The sequence below is a fragment of the Pseudomonas baltica genome (assembly GCF_031880315.1).
Classification (GTDB): Bacteria; Pseudomonadota; Gammaproteobacteria; order Pseudomonadales; family Pseudomonadaceae; genus Aquipseudomonas.
Window position 1 is genome coordinate 4,784,816 of the sequence record NZ_CP134771.1, and the last position, 17,971, is coordinate 4,802,786.

Here is a 17,971-nt window from a genome sequence, read left to right on the forward strand (position 1 = left end):
GGTGGGTGAATGTACCGGCCTCTTCGCGGGCAAGCCCTGCTCCCACTGGGCAGGCTGATCCAGCGGCGTACACCTGTGGGAGCAGGGCTTGCCCGCGAAGAGGCCCTTCAAGCCGCAGAAAATCCTATTGAATAACCCCATTGTCCGCAGTACACAGGCTGCGGGCCCCCGGTTGCACATACGGCGCCAGCATCGGCGCCATGCCCTTGAGTACCTGCACCGGCAAGGCTGAGGTGAAGCTGAAGTTCTGCGCCGTGCGCCCCGGCACGAAGGCAGTCAAAGTGCCGAAGTGATGCTCGCCGATGAAGAACACGAAGGTCGCCGTGCGGTTGATCGCCTTGGACGCGATGATCCGCCCACCCGCGCCGAAGCTCTGCAGGCGGTTGTCACCGGTGCCGGTCTTGCCGCCCATGGCCAGTGGCGTGCCGTCGGCTTGGGTGAAGCTGCCGTTGACGCGCCTGGCCGTACCGTCGCTGACCACCTTCGCCAGCGCCCCGCGCAACGCCGCTGCGACTTCGCTGGGCATCACCCGCTCGGCCTGATCGGGCGCGCTGCTCAGTTGCGTGTCGTAAGGGGTGCCGGCAGCGAAGTGCAGGCTGTCGACGCGCAATGTCGGCAAGCGCACGCCATCGTTCTGAATGATCCCGAGCAGTTCGGCCAGCGCCGCCGGGCGATCGCCCGAGCTGCCGATGGCGGTGGCCAGCGATGGCACCAGATGGTCGAAGGGGTAGCCGACGCTTTTCCAGCGTTGATGGATATCGAGGAACGCTTCGATCTCGACCATGGTGCGGATGCGGCTGTCGCGGGCGCTCTTGTGCTTGCTCTTGAACAGCCAGCCATAAACTTCCTGGCGCTGCTGTTCGCTGGCCTTGATCGCGTCATTGAGGCTGGCGTCAGGGCGCTGCAGCAAAAAGCCCAGCAGCCACAGGTCCAGCGGATGGGAGCGCGCGATATAGCCTTGATCCGGCAAATCATAGGCACCCGCGCCGTAGGTGCGGTACATCTCGCCCAGGCGCTTGTCGGTGACGGTGGTGGTTTTCAGGTGGTCGCGCACAAAGGCGTTGAAGGTCGCCTGATCGGCGCTGGGGAACAGGTAGCGATGCACGGCTGCCAAGCGAATCGGCGTGACGTTCATGCCGTCGATGAAGGTATCGAGGCGATCGTCCGAGCTCTTGTCCTGATACTTGCGCCAGAAGCGCCTTAGAAATTCCGTACCCTCACGATCGGCGAAACGGGCGAGGTATTCCTGACGACGCGGGTCGTCATCGTCCTTGAGCAGCTGCGCACTGTTGTTATCGCCCTGGTAGGTGCTGTAGCGCAACAGGTCGCGCATCAAGCGAATGAACGACAGGTTGATGGATTCCTGCAGCGCGACCTTGAGGGTCGGATTCTGGCTGTCGTCCTGGCGGCGAAAGTTCTTGAAGGTGTGCACGCCGCCACCGGTGAAGAAACTTTCGGCGGGGCTGGCCGAGTACTGGCGCTCCAGGGCGGCATCGAGCATGGCCGGCAAGTTGCGGTCTGCGTGCTGGATCAGGTAGTCGATCGCCCAGCGGGTAATGCGGTCGGGCTCTGCCACCGGCACTTTGCGCAGTTGCGCGGGGGGCTGCCCGGCGAAGCGGTCGTGCAGCTCGGCGATAATCTGCAGGTAACTGGTGAGCACGCGCACCTTGGCGGTGGAGCCCAATTCCAGTTTGCTGCCCTCGTTGATGTCGAACGGCTGGTCGGTGCTGTCGGTCTGGGCCCTCACGCGAAAACCATCGCCGGTGGTTTCGAACAGGGTAAAGCTGTAGCTGACCTTGGCGGTGTCGGCGGCGCCGAGCAGATGGTCGCCGAGCAGGCCGATCTGCTGAGCGAAGGCGGGGTCGGCGAGTTTTTTCAGGTAGGCGCTGGCCTGCTGCTGCAAGTCGCCTTGCAAGGTGCTGGTGGCGGCCAGGTCGAGGCGGTCGAGATCATACAGCGGGCGTTCGAGCAGAAAGCCCAGGCGGCTGCGGGCGACGCTGATGCCTTTGTTGGTTTCATTGGCTTGCAGGGTGGGCTGTTGCGCCCAGTCGCGGAAGGTCAATTGGCTGGCGAGGGCTGCCTGGGCCAGGTCCGCCGTGATGACGTTGTTCTGTTGCAGCAGGCGGATGTGGCTGTCGGTGAGTTGCGCCAATTCCTTGTGGCTTTTGGCAAGAAAGTGCGAGGGGCGGCGCTGGGCGATCATCAACGACAGCACCTCGCGCAGAGCCTGGCCGCGTTCGGCGATCGGCGCGGCAGTGTCGCTCAACACCCGGTTGATCTGCTGGAAGTCGGCGCCATACCAGACCCGCAGACCTTCGGCCAGGCCATGCACTTCGCCATGCCCCGGCACCGCTGACAGCGGTACGCTGTTGAGGTAGTCGCGCACCACGATCTGCCGCGCGGGCAGGGTCTGTGGGCCGCCTTGATAGGCGCGCACGCTGGCGGAAATCATCTGACGAATCTTCTCGGCGCCGGACAGCGTGAGGCCGTCGGGCGAGTGGCGGTATTTTTCCAGCTGTGTGGCCAGGGTGCTGCCGCCGGCCGACTGCCCCGGCAGGGCAAGGAGCTTGGCGACCTGGGACCAGGCGGCCTTGAAGAAGCGGGGCCAGTCGACCGCCGGATTGAGCTGCGGCGCGTCGACAGACAGCAGGTCGCGGTTTTCGATAAACAGCAAGCTGTCGACGATCACCGGCGGGATATCGCTGAACTGCTCGTAGAGCTGCTGCGGGTAGCGGTACTGATACAGCGTGTCCGCCTTGCAATCGGTGATCAGCAGGCCGCCTTGGCTCTTTTCGGCGTAGGGCACGAACAGGCCGTGGTCGGTGTAGCTCATCAAGGCGGGCGAGAAGCGCACCTGCCGGATGATACGGTAATCGTGATCCAGCAGGCGTGGCAGGAAGGTGCCCAGGCTGCTGTAGCCCAGACGTTTGTCGAACGGCCCGTCGCCAGGGTAGACGATGGCATCGCTGGGGCCGTCGTCGAGGTGCCAGGTGAGGGTGCTGGCCAGGCGGCTGAATTGCTGGGCTTGCAGGCGTGAGGTGCGGCTTTCGATCAGTGCCGCATAGGCAAGAATGGCCATGAGTACCAGCAGCACTGCGCTGGTGACCCACAGCCAGGTGGCACGTCGTTTGGGCTGGCGAGGAAGATCAGGGCGACGGGGCGTTTGCAGATCGTCGGCCGGTGCCGCGGTCTTTGGAGGTTCGGTTTGCCACAGCGCGCCCATAGTGTTCAACCCGGTTACGGAAAATCATCGCACTTGGTTGGAGTCTAGACGCTGGGCGGGGAGGGGGCGGGAAATGTGGATTGGCTGCTGGATCTGAGTTGGCGGCTCGGGCCCCTTCGCCAGCAAGCTGTGCTCCCACAGGTGTATGCAGTACACACACCTGTGGGGGCACAGCTTGCTGGCGAAGGCGGCGGTGCAGCTTGCCCAAAACCCTGGAATCTCCCATAAGCGTGCGGTTTCAGCAGCCCCGCTGTACATTCGGCCCGCAAGGGGCCAATGCGGGCAGAGCGATCTACATCATGTCCTTGACCGTGCGTTGCAACTCGCGCAGGTCCTTCTCCCGCGCATCGATGCGCGAAGCCAGCTGGAAGTTCGGGGCCTGGCGCTTGGCAATCTCGAGTTGCTGCATGGCCTGGTCGAAGTCCCCCACCAAGGCAAAGTACTCGGCGCGGGCCTGGTGCAGCCCGATGATATTGCCGTTCAAGCCACGCGTATCAGCCACCATGCTCCATACATCCGGATCGTTGGGGCGGGTCTTGAGCAAGGCGTCCAGGCCTTTTTCGGCCTCGGCATTGCGGTTCTGCTTGAGCAATACCGTGATGCGCATCTGGTTGAGCGGATAGTTGCCCGGGTATTGCACGAGCATCTTGTCGACCCGCGCCTGGGCGTCGGGCAGGCGGTTGTTGGTGACGTCCAGCTCGATCTGGGCGAGGTTGAAGGTCACGTCATCGGGCGCCTTGTCGAGCAAGCCCTTGAGGCCCGCGCGGGCTTCGTTGAGTTGACCGGCCTTGATCTGCGCGATCGCCAGGCCGTAACGCGCCGGTATCGAGCCGGGTGTCTCGTCCAGCTGCGCGCGGAAACGCTTGGCGGCGATGCCTGGGGTTTCCTCATAAAACAGCTGGGTGCGCGCTTTCATCAGTTGAAACCACTGGCTGTCCTCTTTGCCGCCCTTGGGCATCTGTTCGGCGCGGTTACGGGTGTCGGCGATACGCTCATCGGTGACCGGGTGAGTGGAGAGGAATTCCGGTGGCGAGGCATCGAACTTGTAGACCCGCGCCAGGCGCTCGAACATCTCCGGCATGTTGCGCGGATCGTAACCGGCCTTTTCAAGGTTGAGGATGCCGATACGGTCGGCTTCGGCTTCGTTCTGCCGCGAAAACGTGCGCTGGGCCTGGATGGCAGCCGCCTGGCTGCCAGCGATCAGACCGATGCCCGCATCGCCGCCGCCCGCCGCCGCCAGCACCACGCCGGCCAGCAGCGCGGCCATGACCGGTATCTGCATGCGCTGGGAGGCTTCCACTCCACGGGCAAAGTGGCGTTGCGACAAGTGCGCCAGTTCGTGGGCGAGCACGCCGGCGAATTCACCCTCGGTGTCGGCGTTGAGAAACAGCCCGCCGTTGACGCCGACGATGCCCCCAGGCGCCGCGAAGGCGTTGAGCTCCTTGCTGTTGATCAGGATGAATTCGAGCCGACGATCCTGCAGTTGGCTGGTCTCGGCCAGGCGATACACGGTGGTTTCGACGAAATCCTTGAGCTGCGGGTCGGACAGCTGCCCGACCTCGCTGCGCAGCAGGCTCAACCAGGCGCGGCCCAGGTCGTGTTCCTGTTGCGGGGAGACGATGGCTGAACTGGCGTCGCCGAGCGATGGCAGATCGTCAGCGTGGGCAGGTACCGCCAGCAGGCAGGCCAGGGCGATCACCAGGGGGCGCAATGAATTCATGCACACTGCTCTTGTCGGCAAATGGGCTACTGTAGCCGGGACCGTGCGTGGCGACCAGCGCTGTGCGCTTGCGGTATGCTTGGCAGTCGCTGGCCGCTTGTGCCTCGTCAGCGCACCAGAGCCCCCCCCGCAGGAGAAAAAACCGATGACCGACCTCCCGGAATGTGACGCCGAGCTCGACGCCAGCGGTCTGAACTGTCCATTGCCGTTACTCAAGGCCAAGTTGCAGCTCAATCAGCTGGCCAGCGGCGCAGTGCTCAAGGTCATCGCTACCGATGCCGGGTCGCAGCGCGATTTCCGTACATTTGCCAAACTTTCTGGCAACCTGCTGTTACAAGAAAAGGCTGAAGCCGGCGTCTATCGCTATTGGTTGCAGAAGGCCTGATCGCCGTACGTGCATTCATAAGGGATTTTCGATGTTCAAGGTGGCTCAAGACTGGATTCAGCGGTATTTCTCCGACGAGGAGGCCGTCGTCCTCGGCGTATTGCTGGTGCTGGCCTTCACCGCCGTGCTGACGCTGGGCGGCATCATGGCGCCAGTGCTGGCGGGCATGGTGCTGTCGTTCCTGATGCATGGCCTGGTCATGACGCTCGAGCGATTGCGCGTCCCCAGCTGGCTGGCGGTGGCTATTGTGTTCGCCCTGTTCATGGGCGCCCTGGCGCTGTTCGTGCTGGTGCTGGTGCCATTGCTCTGGCACCAGTTGATCGCCTTGTTCAACGAACTGCCGGGCATGCTTGGCAAGTGGCAGTCGCTGCTGTTGCTGTTGCCCGAGCGCTATCCGCATCTGGTCTCGGACGAGCAGGTGCTGCAGGCCATCGACGTGGCGAGGGGCGAGGTCGGCAAGTTCGGCCAATGGGTGCTGACCGTCTCGCTGACCAGTCTGCGCCTGGCGGTCAACATCATGATCTACTTCGTGCTGGTGCCGATCCTGGTGTTCTTCTTTCTCAAGGACCGCGAGATCATCGGCCGCTGGATGCGCGGCTACCTGCCGCGCAACCGGGCCTTGCTGACTCGGGTTGCGAAGGTCATGAACCGCCAGATCGCCAACTATATCCGCGGCAAGGTTATCGAGATCTTCATCTGCGGGATCGCCACCTATATCGGCTTCATCGCCCTGGGCCTCAATTACGCTGCCTTGCTGGCGCTGCTGGTGGGCTTGTCGGTGGTGGTGCCTTACGTCGGCACCGTGGTGGTCACCGTACCGGTGGCGTTCATCGCGTTGTTCCAGTGGGGCTGGAGCGACCAGTTCATCTACCTGATGGCGGTGTACGGGATCATCCAGGCACTGGACGGCAACGTGCTGGTGCCCCTGCTGTTCGCCGAGGCGGTGAGCCTGCACCCGGTGGCGATCATCTGCGCGGTGCTGCTGTTCGGCGGGCTGTGGGGCTTCTGGGGGGTGTTCTTCGCGATTCCGCTGGCGACTCTGGTGAAGGCGGTGCTAGATGCCTGGCCGCGCAACGAGCCGACGGTTTCGCCGATGATCTGAGGCTTCGCAGTGTGCCCGCCAGTGATACCTAACAGTTCTGATAGCTAGTGCGTCGGGTTTTAGCTGCTTATGGTGAAGTGCCTTGAGACAACCGGTACTTCACCATGAAATCGAGCTCTACAAATTTGTTGGTCACTGACGCCCCAGGTACTGTATTGCGCAATGCGCGACGGTCTCAGGCATTTGCCCCATTCGGTGCTGGCGGGCATCCAGGCCCCGCCTTCAACGGTGAATGGCTTGAGCCAAAGCTAGGGCAATATCTGCTAGGTCAGGGCTATCGTACGTTCAATCCGCAGTTGATGCGATTTACCAGCCCGGACAGCTTCAGCCCTTTTGACGCAGGGGGCTTGAATGCATATGTGTATTGCCTGGGAGACCCGGTGAACAGGGTGGATCCGACGGGGCATATTCCGTATCTATCCAGATTCTGGGCTTGGTTGCGTAGACGCGGTAGATCCAAGGCCACTATGGTGAGCAAGCCTACCGCGGGCTCTGCGGTCTTTAATAGCAGTTCTGCACTGCCTCGTAACGCCATCAGCTTCAAGCCCATGGCGTCTGGCAGTACCGTGGCGGCGCCCCTGTCTGCTAGCACCTTACCAGCCCCGGCATTAAAGGCTCCCCCTCTACCATCGAGCTCAAACGCTTTCAGAGCGGGCAGGGCTTACGAGGTGGGCGATATCAATTATGTCGTTCAGACCGCAAGAACGGATATCCATCTGAAGAATGGAACAACGTTCACGACTGAAAGAATAACTACCCATCACTCGAGCGGTCCTGCCGCAAAAATCGTCCGAACTGAAAACGGTCAGGAACTTGTGGCGGTTGGCAGAGCAGATATGAACCAGTTTCAATCAGTGCCCGGCTATATCTACAAGAAGAGCACCGCAGTACGGCGCACTTCATGGAGCTGACCATTTACAATTATATTCCCAGGCTAGACGGCATCACGTGAGCCTGGTTCAGCGCTCAACCCTTGTTCAACGCCTGCGCCGCCGCCAGCACCGCATCCACATGCCCTGGCACCTTCACCCCGCGCCATTCCTGGCGCAGCACGCCGTCCTTGTCGATAAGGAAGGTGCTGCGGTCGACGCCCATGTATTCCTTGCCATACAGCTTCTTCAACTTGATCACGTCGAAGTGCTCGCACAGCTCTTCGGTCTTGTCGCTGATCAGTTCGAAGGGAAAGCCTTGCTTGGCCTTGAAGTTCTCGTGGGTCTTGAGGCTGTCGCGGGACACGCCGATGACTTCGGTGTTGGCGGCCTTGAAGGCGTCGTACTGGTCACGGAAGCCCTGGCCCTGAGTGGTGCAGCCCGGGGTGTTGTCCTTCGGGTAGAAATACACCACCACCTGACGGCCCTTGAGCGCGGCGAGGGTGACGGTCTGGCCGCTGGTGGCCGCGGCGGTGAAGTCGGCTACCGGCTGGTCGACGGATACGGTCATCGGGTTGGTTCCTTTTCAATGCAGATCTGATTCGAGCGGGCTCACGCAGGATTCTGTGGGCGCCACGGCTCGATCAATGCGTCGAGGTTGAGCGCGTCGGCGAAATCCAGAAACTGATCGCGCAGCCAGCTGATCTGCACGCCCGGCGGCAAGGTCACGGTGAAGGTGGCGTTGAGCATGGTGCCGCCGGTTTGCGGTGCCTGATAGGTGTCGCAGGTCAGGTTCTCGAGCTCGACGTTGTGGTCGATGAAGAACTGGCACAGCTCGTTGACGATGTCCGAGCGATACGCGGCGCTGATGTAGGCCACGTACGGCAAGGCCTGCGGGCGGTTTTCCAGCGGCGCACTGCGCACCACGTTGACCGTGAAACCATGCTTTTTAGCCATGGGCGCCAGGCCGGTTTCGAGGCGGGCCAGGGCGTCCCAGGTGCCGGAAATCTCCAGCACCAGCGCGCTGCACTCGCCGTGGCGGGTCAGGCGTGAGGTCACGACCGAGCAGCGGCTGTCGTGGGCCGCACGGCACAGGACGTTGGTCAGCTCCATCGGATTAGGGCCAAGAGCACTGATGACAAGCAATTGTTCGCGAACGGTGGGGGTGGACATGCAGCCTCTCTAAAACGATGAGCGGTCGGCACGGGAGTCATGAAGCTGAGTTGCTGTGCGCGTGTCGGTCGTCTCCCGATCGCCGGCGCCAAGGCCGGCCATTGCCGCCAAAGCACTGCTGTGGCGGGCCGCAAGGCTCAGGATCAGGGGTCTGGAGGACGATTGTTCACGCCGCAAGCGAGTCAGCGGGCTTGCCCGTACCGATCAAAGTCTGAAGGGTAGCGAAATCCGGCGCTGAGGGGAATGCTCGTAGCGCGGTACTTCGCTTGTGCAAGCCCGAAGGCGCCAGTACCATTACCGCTCTCTTTTTCCGGCAGGAGCGGTTGGCATGATTTCGGGCAGTATGGTGGCATTGGTCACACCCATGGATGCACAGGGCCGTCTCGATTGGGACAGCCTGAGCAAACTGGTGGACTTCCACCTGCAAGAAGGCACCCATGCCATCGTTGCGGTCGGAACCACCGGTGAGTCGGCAACCCTTGATGTCAACGAGCACATCGAGGTCATTCGTCGCGTCGTCGATCAGGTCGCCGGGCGCATCCCGGTCATCGCCGGCACGGGCGCCAACTCCACCCGCGAAGCCGTCGAGCTGACCACCAACGCCAAAAACGCCGGTGCCGACGCCTGCCTGCTGGTAACCCCGTATTACAACAAGCCGACCCAGGAAGGCCTGTACCAGCACTTCAAGCACGTCGCCGAGGCCGTGGCGATCCCGCAGATCCTCTACAACGTGCCGGGCCGCACCGCCTGCGACATGCTCGCCGACACGGTCATCCGCCTGTCCACCGTGCCGAACATCATCGGCATCAAGGAAGCCACCGGCGACATCGACCGCGCCAAGGCCATCATCGCCGGTGTTGCCAGCGACTTCCTGGTGCTCTCCGGTGACGACCTGACCGCTGTCGAGCTGATCCTGGCCGGTGGCAAGGGCAACATCTCGGTCACCGCCAACGTCGCGCCGCGCGCCATTGCCGACCTGTGCACCGCCGCCCTCAACGGTGACGCCGCGCTGGCCCGCGCCATCAACGACAAACTGATGCCGCTGCACAAGAATCTGTTCCTCGAAGCCAACCCGATCCCGGTCAAGTGGGCTTTGCATGAAATGGGCCTGATGCCCGAAGGCATTCGCCTGCCGCTCACCTGGTTGAGCGCTGACTATCACGAACCGCTGCGGCAGGCCTTGCGCCAGTCCGGCGTCCTGGTTTGATTGAGGAAGAACGACGCATGAAGCGATTGGCCGGTCTTAGTGCTCTTGCCGTGGTTATTTCGAGCACGAGCGGTTGTGGATGGCTCTGGGGCGACCAGGGTTATTTCCGCGACCGCGGCAATGATTATCTGGAGGCCAATCAGGCCCCAGCGATGCAAGTTCCACCCGACCTGACCCTGAGCAAGCGTCTCGACCCTCTGCTGCCGATCCCGCGCAACGTCGCGGACGATACCGACAAGCTCCACTTCGAAGTGCCGCGTCCGCTGCCCCTGCAAGTGGCGGCTGCGGCCAGCGACTACTCGCTGCAACGCACCGGTAGCGGCAGCTGGATCCTGGCCCAGAAAACCCCCGCCGAAGTCTGGCCCGTGGCGCATCAGTTCTTCGAGGACAACGGCTTCCGTATCGCCGACGATCACCCGCAAACCGGTGAGTTCAGCACCACCTGGCAGCGTTTCGACGAGCTTTCTGCTGGCATGGCCGACCGCCTGCGCAGCAGCGCCAGCAGTGCTGATGGCCAGGCGCGCGTGCACGTGCGCATCGAGCCCGGCGTGCAGCGCAACACCAGCGAGATCTATGTGAGCAGCGCCGAGCGCCCGGCCGGCAGCACAGCCGACACCGCGTTCCCGGCACGCAGCGCCAACACCGGACTGGATTCGGTGCTGGTCGACCAGATGCTCGCCAACCTGACCCGCGAAGCCGAGAAGGGCGGTTCGGTGTCCTTGCTCGCCGCCCGCGATTTCGACGCCCCGAGCCGCGTCAGCCTGGTCGAAGACGGCAACGGCAGCCTGGTGCTCAACGTCGGCTCCGACATCGACCGCGCCTGGTCGAGCGTCGGCCGTGCATTGGACAAGGGCCAATGGCGCGTCGAAGACATCAACCGCAGCCTGGGCCTGTACTACATCAACCTCGCGGAAAAAGCCGACACGCCAGACAACAAGCCGGGCTTCTTCGGTCGTCTGTTCGGCCACGAGGCCAGCAAGGAAGAGATCGAGGCTCGTGCCCAGCGCTATCAAGTGCGCCTGAGCAAGGTCGGCGACAGCGTCCAGGTCACCGTCGAGAAAAACATCAACACCTTGGCCCCGGCCGATATCGCCCGCCGTGTGCTGAGCGTGATTCAGGACAACCTGGGTTAAGTGCGCTTCGCCGTACTGGGAAGCGGAAGCCAAGGGAATGGCACACTGATCGCGAGCGAAGACACTCTGGTGCTGGTCGACTGCGGTTTCTCGTTGCGCGAAACCGAACGGCGGCTGGCCCGCCTGGGCGTTGCAGCGGCACAATTGAGCGCCATCCTGGTGACCCACGAACATGCCGACCACGTGCATGGCGTGGGTTTGCTGTCTCGGCGCTACAATATACCGGTCTACCTCAGCCAGGGGACCTTGCGCGGGATGCGCAAGCCGGTCGAGGTGGCAGGCCATGTGGTCTGCGGACAGCAACTGGAAATCGGTGCCTTGCGCATCGACGTGGTCCGCGTGGCGCACGATGCGCTGGAGCCGACCCAATATGTATTCAATGATGGTCGGCGACGTTTTGGTCTGCTCACGGATCTGGGCTCCTGGTGCCCCCGTGTACGGGACCACTATGAGGGCTGTGATGCCCTGATGATCGAAGCCAACCATTGCCGCGATCTGCTCGCGCGCGGCCACTACCCGAACTTTCTCAAGCTGCGGGTAGGCGGCAGCGAAGGACATCTGAACAACCACCAGGCCGCCGACCTAGTGGCCGAGCTAGGCTGGAAACACCTGCAACACCTGGTACTGGCCCACCTCAGCAGCAAGAACAACCTGCCGCAGCTGGCCCGGCAACAATTCGTCGACACCCTCGGGTGCGACCCGGCCTGGCTGCAACTGGCCGATCAAGATTCAGGGCTCGACTGGCGCCATATCGCCTAGCCCACCTACTTAGCAAGCGGAGCCCATCATGGAAAAACGTGAAGAACTCTACCGCGGCAAAGCCAAATCGGTATACAAGACCGACGACGCCGACCGCTTGATCCTGCTGTTTCGCAACGACACCTCGGCGTTCGACGGCAAGCGCATCGAACAGCTCGACCGCAAGGGCATGGTGAACAACAAGTTCAACGCGTTCATCATGCAAAAGCTCGAAGCGGCCGGCATCCCGACCCAATTCGACAAGCTGCTGGCCGACAACGAAGTGCTGGTCAAGAAGCTCGACATGATCCCGGTCGAATGCGTCGTGCGTAACTACGCCGCCGGCAGCCTGGTCAAGCGCCTGGGCGTCGAGGAAGGCCTCAAGCTCAACCCCTACACCTTCGAGCTGTTCCTCAAGGACGACGCCAAAGGCGACCCGTTCATCAACGAATCCCACGTGGTGGCGTTCGGTTGGGGCACCGCCGAGCAGTTGGCGAAGATGAAAGAGCTGTCCCTGAAGGTCAACGAGGTGCTCAGCAAGCTGTTCGACGACGCCGGCCTGCTGCTGGTCGACTTCAAGCTGGAGTTCGGCGTGTTCAGCGACGGCTCCATCGTCCTGGGCGACGAATTCAGCCCTGACGGCTGCCGCCTGTGGGACAAGGACACCAAGAAGAAAATGGACAAGGACCGCTTCCGCCAGGGCCTCGGTGACGTCATCGAAGCCTACGAAGAAGTCGCCCATCGCCTGGGTGTACCGCTGTAAAGTGTTGTCTGCGCGCAAGCATTTGATAGCACGGAAATTTTTTTGCATTGGGGGCTTCGCTTCCGGGCAATAGCTTGATATGATGCGCGCCGTTGGAGAGATGCCGGAGTGGCCGAACGGGACGGATTCGAAATCCGTTGTACTGGTGACAGTACCTAGGGTTCAAATCCCTATCTCTCCGCCATTACATATAAAGCCTCGTAAGTCTTTGATTTACGGGGCTTTTTTGTGCCCGATGGTTTTTCACTTTGCCCACTCGGTTTGCCCACTCCAATCGTCAGCGCCGCTGACGGGAGTTAACACCAAAGCTGGCGCTTTGAACGGTGTGCACGAAAGCGGTCAGCTTTCGGCGTGATTGCACGTCATAGCGATTCACTCGCCCACTGCAACGCCATCACCCTTCCTGCCGTACCTCGGCCAGTAATACAGAATCCCCAATCCGCTTTTTGCCTTGCTTCACCCGCTCTTCAGCTTGCTCGTGCAAGGCCTTGCTACATCTGTCTTTCTACATCTGTCTTTCTACTTCTGTCTTATTAAATACTCTGTCTCACTACTGGTGCATCCTGCCCCATTCCGGATAGGTCATATTGAGCTACTGCACAGGGCAGGCTGACCTATGCCGAGGATCACCTGGACCACCACGTAGCTCATGCTGCACCACGCATCCACTCGGGCGAGTCGTCGTAAGCGTCATCGTCCAAGTCCTGAATTGGCGGCAGCATCACTGGTTTCGTCCTGGCTTTCGCCACCTCTGGCAGAACGATTGGAGCGTACTCAGGCATACGCTCATGCTCTGGCGCTACCACCGCCACAACAGGCTTCGGAATCGCCTTCCGCGCCGCCACAGGGGCCAGAATCAAGTCCTGAGTGATGGTCATCGAGTTTGAGAATGCACAGCCGTGAATTTTGCGTTTCTCAATCACCAAATACCCATGAGTGGTCATCTTGGCAATGAAGCGCTTTGAACGAGCCCCATGAAAGACAGGACACCGTTCCCCCCTTAAGATAAGGGATAGGCAAACGGGTATGTTTATGACTAACAGCAACGATAAGGGTGGCGAGCTGCTCGGCCAGGAACGCCGACGCCGCTGGAGCACCGACCAGAAGCTGGCCATGGTTCGCGAGAGCCTCGAACCCGGACAAAGTGTATCCGTGGTGGCCCGGCGCAACGGCATCAATGCCAACCAGCTGTTCTTATGGCGCAAACTGTACCAGGACGGAAGCCTGTCGGCGGTGAGTGCTGGCGAAGCGGTGGTACCAGCGTCGGAGCTGAGCGACGCGCTCAAGCAGATCCGAGAATTACAGCGGATGTTGGGCAAGAAGACGATGGAAGCCGAAGTCCTCAAAGAGGCCGTGGAGATCGCCCGGTCGCGAAAATGGATTGCGCACTCACCCTTGTTGCCGGGGGACGACCAGTGAAACTGGTCAGCGAATGTCTCGGTGTGTCGCGCTCGCAATTAACGGTTCGAATCAAGCAATCGGCATCGCCCAAAGTACGGCGACGTCGGCTCGTGAACGATACGGAGTTGGTCGCCGAGATTAAGCAGCAAGTCAGCGAGTTGCCAAGTTATGGCTACCGCCGGGTTTGGGGGTTGCTGCGCCGCGAGCGTGAAGTCCAGTTACTGGCCCCGATCAATGTGAAGCGGGTTTATCGCGTCATGCGCGATCACAATCTGTTGCTGGAACGACGCATCAAGCAGCCTGGCGTGCAGCGTCGGCATGAAGGCCGAATTGCCGTTAGTACCAGCGATACCCGCTGGTGCTCAGACGGCTTCGAGTTCCGTTGCGACGACGGTGCAAAGTTGAGCGTGACCTTCGCCCTGGACTGCTGTGATCGCGAAGCCATCGGCTGGGTCGCCAGCCCGACAGGCTACAGCGGCGATGACATACGAGACTTGATGTTGGAAAGCGTGGAGAAGCGATTTGGGGATCAATTACCGAGCACTCCAGTGCAATGGTTGAGCGATAACGGTTCGGCCTATATCGCCGAACAGACGCGTCTGTTTGCCCGTCAGATCGGCTTGCAGCCGGTGACCACACCAGTACGCAGCCCGCAAAGCAACGGCATGGCAGAGAGCTTTGTGAAGACGATCAAGCGAGATTACGTGGCGCACATGCCCAAGCCGGATCGAGAAACAGCGCTGCGCAATCTGACGATTGCCTTCGAGCATTACAACGAGCAGCATCCGCACAGCGCTTTGAAATATCGGTCGCCGCGAGAATTTAGGCGTCTGGCAGCAGCATCAATTTAACGGGGAGTTGGTGTCCGGTCTGGTAGGGGCAAGTCCACGCTTCACGGTGCTTAGGTCGCAGCCGCAGGGGTAGGCTAGATCGGCTTGGTTGTCGAACCAATCGTTACCCAGCCGCTTGAAATAATCGTGACGATCCTTCAACCACACCCACAGGATTTTATCCTGGGCGTTGAACATGATGGGTTCGCCAATAAGTCGGCTGATGATGTGTTTGGCTTGGAGAAGGGTGTGCGTGATTTTGCAGAAAGTATCGAGCGTGGCGGGGCGCTCCTTGTAGTCAGTTCGTTATGTGAGTCACTTCCTTCGGCGCTGGGCGCCGCGTTTGGGTGGTTCGCCAGTAATGGCGATGGGGTGGAATATACGGGAGGGGTGCGACGTTTTGCCAATATTTTGGGGTTGACAATTTTGAAAGCGTATTTCCAGGGCTTGGGAGGGTCGCACGTAACCGACGCCTTGTTTTCCGTGATACACACAGCGATTTCGCGAAAATAGCGTGGTCGACGTCACAGGCGCCTTACGGCAGGCATCAAAAAGCGCAATTCAGGAAAAAATTTTCCCCCGTCCTACAAAGCTGTCGAAAAGTCCTACACCAGTTAGCTCAAGGGCTACAGCGTTTCACGCACGCCACACACACACTTTACCCACACGTTATCCACAGACACGACTGGTTGCATTACCCCTGATGGCGCTTTATCTTGTATCCCAAGCGCAGAAAACCACTACATGTTGGGTTTTCGGACTTTTGTGCTGGATGCTTATCCTGAACGGATAGCGGAAGGAAAGACTACGGATGAACACGCGAAGTTTGGTCACAGAACGTGTTCACCCGCATCACCCCCGAAGCTGGCATTCGAAAACGCATGACTCTGGAGCGAGCGCCATTAAGCCAACAGCGTGACGGTTTCGTCAACAGTTGGCGATCAGTGGGGCGTTCTCCAGATGAATGCACACCTTTGCAATTCAGTAGAGAATTACCCATATGATCACGCAAAATCGCAGAACCCGCCGCACGTCCCGCCAACGCGTCAAATCTATTTACGTGCATGCCTATCCCCGGTGGCGCTTTGGCCGCTGGGAGCATGTGCGGCAGCATTTCCGTAGCCCTCCACAGCAGTTGAGCTTCGAGTTCTAACAGCCCATGCCCTTTGCCACACGGCAAGGGGCATTTTTCTGTGACAACCACCCCCGCCGCCGAAAAGAAAGGTTGCACAACAAGGGTAGTCCCTGCGTCACCAGAAAAAGTAACCAGAGACGGCATCTGTACCAGAGCGGCTAAGCGCCCGGCTCTACCTCGCTGTGTGAAGGTGAGTGATTTTCTAATAAGTTGCGCGGGTTCGCTGGCCATGGGCGGGCTGGAATCATCGCTGAGCGCGATGGATTTCACTCGTTGGCCCAGGTGTAACCAGTGACGAAGGAGCATCAGCACCAGTTGGAAGCGCTGTATCAGGCAGGAAGCGACAGACCAAGACGGGACATCAAGCGACTGACAGTCATCGCACTGAACACGCTCCCACGGTCCGTGGTAACACCCTTGGCATTCAAACATGCAGCGATTGCAGAGTATGTCGGTTTACCATCGTACAAGCATGCCTTTAGCTCAGCTTCCAGCACCTTGGCACGAGCAGCAGCGTTAACAGCCTTTGCAGCGACAGCAGCCCCGTTACCTACCGCCCATGCCGCTTTACGGCCTGCATCGCGGTTGGCAATCTTCTGGCGGGCCTCTTCACCCTCTGGCGTGTCGGCGAGTGCGAGCGCTTTCAACTCTGCTAGCCAGTCTTGGTCCGCTGGCGAATCTTCACCAGTTCTCCTTCTGCCAACAGGGACTAGATGTTGCGGACGAGGCCAGAGCCGTGAACGTCTTCTGCTTCGATGAAGGTGTACTTCTTTTGCAGGGTTACGAAGTGGGTGTGGTCACGTGTTAGTCGGTCAACACGGTGGATAACCACCGGGCAATCCAGTGCTTTGGCCTTGGCCAGAGCCAAACGGCATTGTGAGCGCTCTTGTGGATCGATGGAGCCTGACACACCTTCGTAGGTGAATTGGGCAACGATGTCCCAACCGTTCGCCTCGGCAGCGATGCGGATAGCAGCGAATTGACCAGCGACCGAAAGACATTGATCGTCTGTCGACATCCTTGCATACGCCACTACTGGTTTCATCGCTCGCCCTTGATTTCGCTGGTGATGGGCATCTTAGATATTGCTGACGGTAGGCAGCGAAACGTTAAGGCCATTCGTCGCTATCGGAACGTGTCTGAAAGGTCTTGGCCCTTGGGAGTGAGCACTGGGTGAACTATTTCGCCGATAGCGGTTAACTCAGGCGTGGGAATACCGCCGACATTGTCGATGGTCAGGTAACCACCAAGGATCAAGCCCGGCAGCAACGCTTCAACTGGTCGGCCAAGTTCAACCGGGCGCCCCTCTGCTGCACATTGCAGAATCTCAAGGGTTATTGACTGGGGCGGGTCATGACTGGCGTTCCTTTGCTGAAAACGATGATTCTGGCCGGTTCGACCGTTTTTGCCGTCCTGAATCGTTAGGAAACTACCTTTCAACGTGCCCGGCTTATCCATGTTCGAGCACAAGGCCCGGAAATGCTGGGCCGTGGCGTGGTGAACACATCAGACGTACCCGTCTGCGAGGGAATAAACGGCAGGTTTTCGCATGGTTTCTGGGAGTTTAAAGCGAATTATCATCACTCATTGTTCCAAGGCGTGAAGCGCCGCCATAATGGCCATCAGGCTCAGACCATGGAACGCTGCAATGGACAATACTGGACGGTCCTCGCTCGACCTGTTTGCATCATCGGGCACGTACTACCTGCGGATACTCGAATCCCTTGCCAGCGAGCAGGGGGCGCCCCAGACGTTACGGAATGACTGGGAAGCTATTTGCCGGTGGGTGGGCAGTAGAGACGTACTGTCACTGGCCAATGAGCAAAGAATCAATGCCGCGTGGCAAGCGTATCTGGCTGTTGGGCTGGCGCCCTCGGTGAACCTGCAACCCGCCTTCGATTATGCACATGGCAAATGGGGCAAGACGAATAGTAGCGATAAGCCGCCCACGTACGTAATGGATGCATTCGACAGGATGCTGGCAACGGACAAGGAGATTGCCCACAAGCGGGCGCTTGACGTGAAAGCAGAGGGCGAGAAGTTCGCTGGGATAATGCACCGCAATCAGGGATGGTGGAGAAGCAAGCCGAAGGCGTTTCGAGCGTGGTTGTTCATCTGCCCTGTATGGGCTGTCTTCTGGTTCTTCAGTATTCGTTTGTTCGATCCCTTCGACTGGGGCGGCTTCTACGCCGAGGAGGCGCGGAGAACGGCAGGGATCATGCTGATCCCTTTCTTTGCTGGCATTGTGTACTGGGCGTACAGGAAGGTGACCCAATAGCTTGATAGCACCGC

18 protein-coding genes and 1 tRNA gene are annotated in these 17,971 nt (G+C 60.3%); 11 read left to right on the forward strand and 8 right to left on the reverse strand.

The annotated features are described in order from the left end of the window. Positions 1–124: 124 nt before the first annotated feature. Entirely contained in the window at positions 125–3,223 is a 3,099-nt protein-coding gene (locus REH34_RS21430; protein ID WP_311969099.1) for a transglycosylase domain-containing protein, read from the reverse strand. A 292-nt stretch (positions 3,224–3,515) separates the two neighbouring features. Beyond that, positions 3,516–4,943 carry a M48 family metalloprotease gene (locus REH34_RS21435; protein WP_311969100.1) on the reverse strand — a complete coding sequence of 476 codons (1,428 nt, stop codon included), beginning with the start codon at positions 4,941–4,943 and terminating at the stop codon, positions 3,516–3,518. 145 nt (positions 4,944–5,088) lie between these two features. Here REH34_RS21435 and REH34_RS21440 point away from each other — a divergent pair, with 145 nt between their 5' ends. From REH34_RS21440 to REH34_RS30315, 3 genes are all read left to right on the forward strand, one after another. After that, a complete protein-coding gene (locus REH34_RS21440) occupies positions 5,089–5,328 on the forward strand; it encodes a sulfurtransferase TusA family protein (RefSeq protein ID WP_226503267.1) in 240 nt (79 codons plus the stop codon). A gap of 31 nt (positions 5,329–5,359) precedes the next feature. Then, positions 5,360–6,430 carry an AI-2E family transporter gene (locus REH34_RS21445; protein WP_311969101.1) on the forward strand — a complete coding sequence of 357 codons (1,071 nt, stop codon included), beginning with the start codon at positions 5,360–5,362 and terminating at the stop codon, positions 6,428–6,430. A 104-nt stretch (positions 6,431–6,534) separates the two neighbouring features. Further along, a complete protein-coding gene (locus tag REH34_RS30315) occupies positions 6,535–7,341 on the forward strand; it encodes an RHS repeat-associated core domain-containing protein (RefSeq protein ID WP_409373155.1) in 807 nt (268 codons plus the stop codon). A 55-nt stretch (positions 7,342–7,396) separates the two neighbouring features. Here REH34_RS30315 and REH34_RS21455 read toward each other — a convergent pair whose 3' ends face one another. Together REH34_RS21455 and REH34_RS21460 are read right to left on the reverse strand one after the other, a co-directional pair. Next, on the reverse strand, positions 7,397–7,870 hold the full coding sequence (locus REH34_RS21455; RefSeq protein WP_311969102.1) for a peroxiredoxin: 474 nt from the start codon (positions 7,868–7,870) through the stop codon (positions 7,397–7,399). Between the two features lie 41 nt (positions 7,871–7,911). Then, complete coding sequence (locus REH34_RS21460) at positions 7,912–8,472, reverse strand: glycine cleavage system protein R (RefSeq protein WP_311969103.1); 561 nt, start codon at positions 8,470–8,472, stop codon at positions 7,912–7,914. A 328-nt stretch (positions 8,473–8,800) separates the two neighbouring features. Here REH34_RS21460 and dapA point away from each other — a divergent pair, with 328 nt between their 5' ends. The 5 genes from dapA to REH34_RS21485 all read left to right on the forward strand — a co-directional run bounded on the left by dapA (position 8,801) and on the right by REH34_RS21485 (position 12,497). Continuing rightward, entirely contained in the window at positions 8,801–9,679 is an 879-nt protein-coding gene (dapA, locus tag REH34_RS21465; RefSeq protein WP_226503272.1) for a 4-hydroxy-tetrahydrodipicolinate synthase, read from the forward strand. Between the two features lie 17 nt (positions 9,680–9,696). Continuing rightward, on the forward strand, positions 9,697–10,812 hold the full coding sequence (bamC, locus tag REH34_RS21470) for an outer membrane protein assembly factor BamC (RefSeq protein WP_226503273.1): 1,116 nt from the start codon (positions 9,697–9,699) through the stop codon (positions 10,810–10,812). Next, positions 10,813–11,571 (forward strand): MBL fold metallo-hydrolase, encoded by a 759-nt coding sequence (locus REH34_RS21475; RefSeq protein ID WP_311969104.1) that lies wholly within the window; start codon positions 10,813–10,815, stop codon positions 11,569–11,571. 28 nt (positions 11,572–11,599) lie between these two features. Then, positions 11,600–12,313 carry a phosphoribosylaminoimidazolesuccinocarboxamide synthase gene (gene purC / locus REH34_RS21480; RefSeq protein ID WP_226503275.1) on the forward strand — a complete coding sequence of 238 codons (714 nt, stop codon included), beginning with the start codon at positions 11,600–11,602 and terminating at the stop codon, positions 12,311–12,313. 94 nt (positions 12,314–12,407) lie between these two features. Next, positions 12,408–12,497, forward strand: a tRNA-Ser gene (locus tag REH34_RS21485). A 463-nt stretch (positions 12,498–12,960) separates the two neighbouring features. Here REH34_RS21485 and REH34_RS21490 read toward each other — a convergent pair. Continuing rightward, a complete protein-coding gene (locus REH34_RS21490) occupies positions 12,961–13,236 on the reverse strand; it encodes a hypothetical protein (RefSeq protein ID WP_311969105.1) in 276 nt (91 codons plus the stop codon). 109 nt (positions 13,237–13,345) lie between these two features. On the opposite strand from REH34_RS21490, the gene REH34_RS21495 reads away from it, so the two are divergent. Together REH34_RS21495 and REH34_RS21500 are read left to right on the forward strand one after the other, a co-directional pair. Continuing rightward, positions 13,346–14,565, forward strand: a protein-coding gene (locus tag REH34_RS21495) for an IS3 family transposase (protein WP_311969106.1) whose coding sequence is annotated in 2 segments (ribosomal slippage) — positions 13,346–13,691 and positions 13,691–14,565 — 1,221 coding nt in all. Because the reading frame shifts where the segments join, the coding sequence is not laid out codon by codon here. Positions 14,566–14,649: 84 nt separating this feature from the next. Then, positions 14,650–15,057, forward strand: a complete 408-nt coding sequence (locus tag REH34_RS21500; RefSeq protein WP_311969107.1) for a hypothetical protein — start codon at positions 14,650–14,652, stop codon at positions 15,055–15,057. 951 nt (positions 15,058–16,008) lie between these two features. Here the strand turns inward: REH34_RS21500 and REH34_RS21505 are convergent. The 3 genes from REH34_RS21505 to REH34_RS21515 form a co-directional block, all read right to left on the reverse strand. Beyond that, the gene (locus REH34_RS21505) at positions 16,009–16,326 is read right to left on the reverse strand and encodes a hypothetical protein (protein ID WP_311969108.1); all 318 of its coding nucleotides are present in this window, start codon (positions 16,324–16,326) and stop codon (positions 16,009–16,011) included. 62 nt (positions 16,327–16,388) lie between these two features. Further along, entirely contained in the window at positions 16,389–16,724 is a 336-nt protein-coding gene (locus REH34_RS21510) for a recombinase family protein (protein ID WP_311969109.1), read from the reverse strand. A gap of 80 nt (positions 16,725–16,804) precedes the next feature. Continuing rightward, entirely contained in the window at positions 16,805–17,137 is a 333-nt protein-coding gene (locus REH34_RS21515; protein WP_311969110.1) for a hypothetical protein, read from the reverse strand. 190 nt (positions 17,138–17,327) lie between these two features. Between REH34_RS21515 and REH34_RS21520 the strand changes: the two genes are divergently transcribed. Beyond that, entirely contained in the window at positions 17,328–17,957 is a 630-nt protein-coding gene (locus tag REH34_RS21520; protein ID WP_311969111.1) for a hypothetical protein, read from the forward strand. The last annotated feature ends 14 nt before the right edge of the window (positions 17,958–17,971 follow it).

Bases quoted from the DNA above. Each gene is read 5' to 3' on its own strand.
- REH34_RS21510 (WP_311969109.1), bottom strand. From the start codon at position 16,724: ATGAAACCAGTAGTGGCGTATGCAAGGATGTCGACAGACGATCAATGT.
- REH34_RS21460 (WP_311969103.1), bottom strand. From the start codon at position 8,472: ATGTCCACCCCCACCGTTCGCGAACAATTGCTTGTCATCAGTGCTCTT.
- REH34_RS21430 (WP_311969099.1), bottom strand. From the start codon at position 3,223: ATGGGCGCGCTGTGGCAAACCGAACCTCCAAAGACCGCGGCACCGGCC.
- purC (WP_226503275.1), top strand. From the start codon at position 11,600: ATGGAAAAACGTGAAGAACTCTACCGCGGCAAAGCCAAATCGGTATAC.
- REH34_RS21455 (WP_311969102.1), bottom strand. From the start codon at position 7,870: ATGACCGTATCCGTCGACCAGCCGGTAGCCGACTTCACCGCCGCGGCC.
- REH34_RS21520 (WP_311969111.1), top strand. From the start codon at position 17,328: ATGGACAATACTGGACGGTCCTCGCTCGACCTGTTTGCATCATCGGGC.
- REH34_RS21440 (WP_226503267.1), top strand. From the start codon at position 5,089: ATGACCGACCTCCCGGAATGTGACGCCGAGCTCGACGCCAGCGGTCTG.
- REH34_RS21435 (WP_311969100.1), bottom strand. From the start codon at position 4,943: ATGAATTCATTGCGCCCCCTGGTGATCGCCCTGGCCTGCCTGCTGGCG.
- bamC (WP_226503273.1), top strand. From the start codon at position 9,697: ATGAAGCGATTGGCCGGTCTTAGTGCTCTTGCCGTGGTTATTTCGAGC.
- REH34_RS21515 (WP_311969110.1), bottom strand. From the start codon at position 17,137: ATGGATAAGCCGGGCACGTTGAAAGGTAGTTTCCTAACGATTCAGGAC.
- REH34_RS30315 (WP_409373155.1), top strand. From the start codon at position 6,535: ATGAAATCGAGCTCTACAAATTTGTTGGTCACTGACGCCCCAGGTACT.
- dapA (WP_226503272.1), top strand. From the start codon at position 8,801: ATGATTTCGGGCAGTATGGTGGCATTGGTCACACCCATGGATGCACAG.
- REH34_RS21445 (WP_311969101.1), top strand. From the start codon at position 5,360: ATGTTCAAGGTGGCTCAAGACTGGATTCAGCGGTATTTCTCCGACGAG.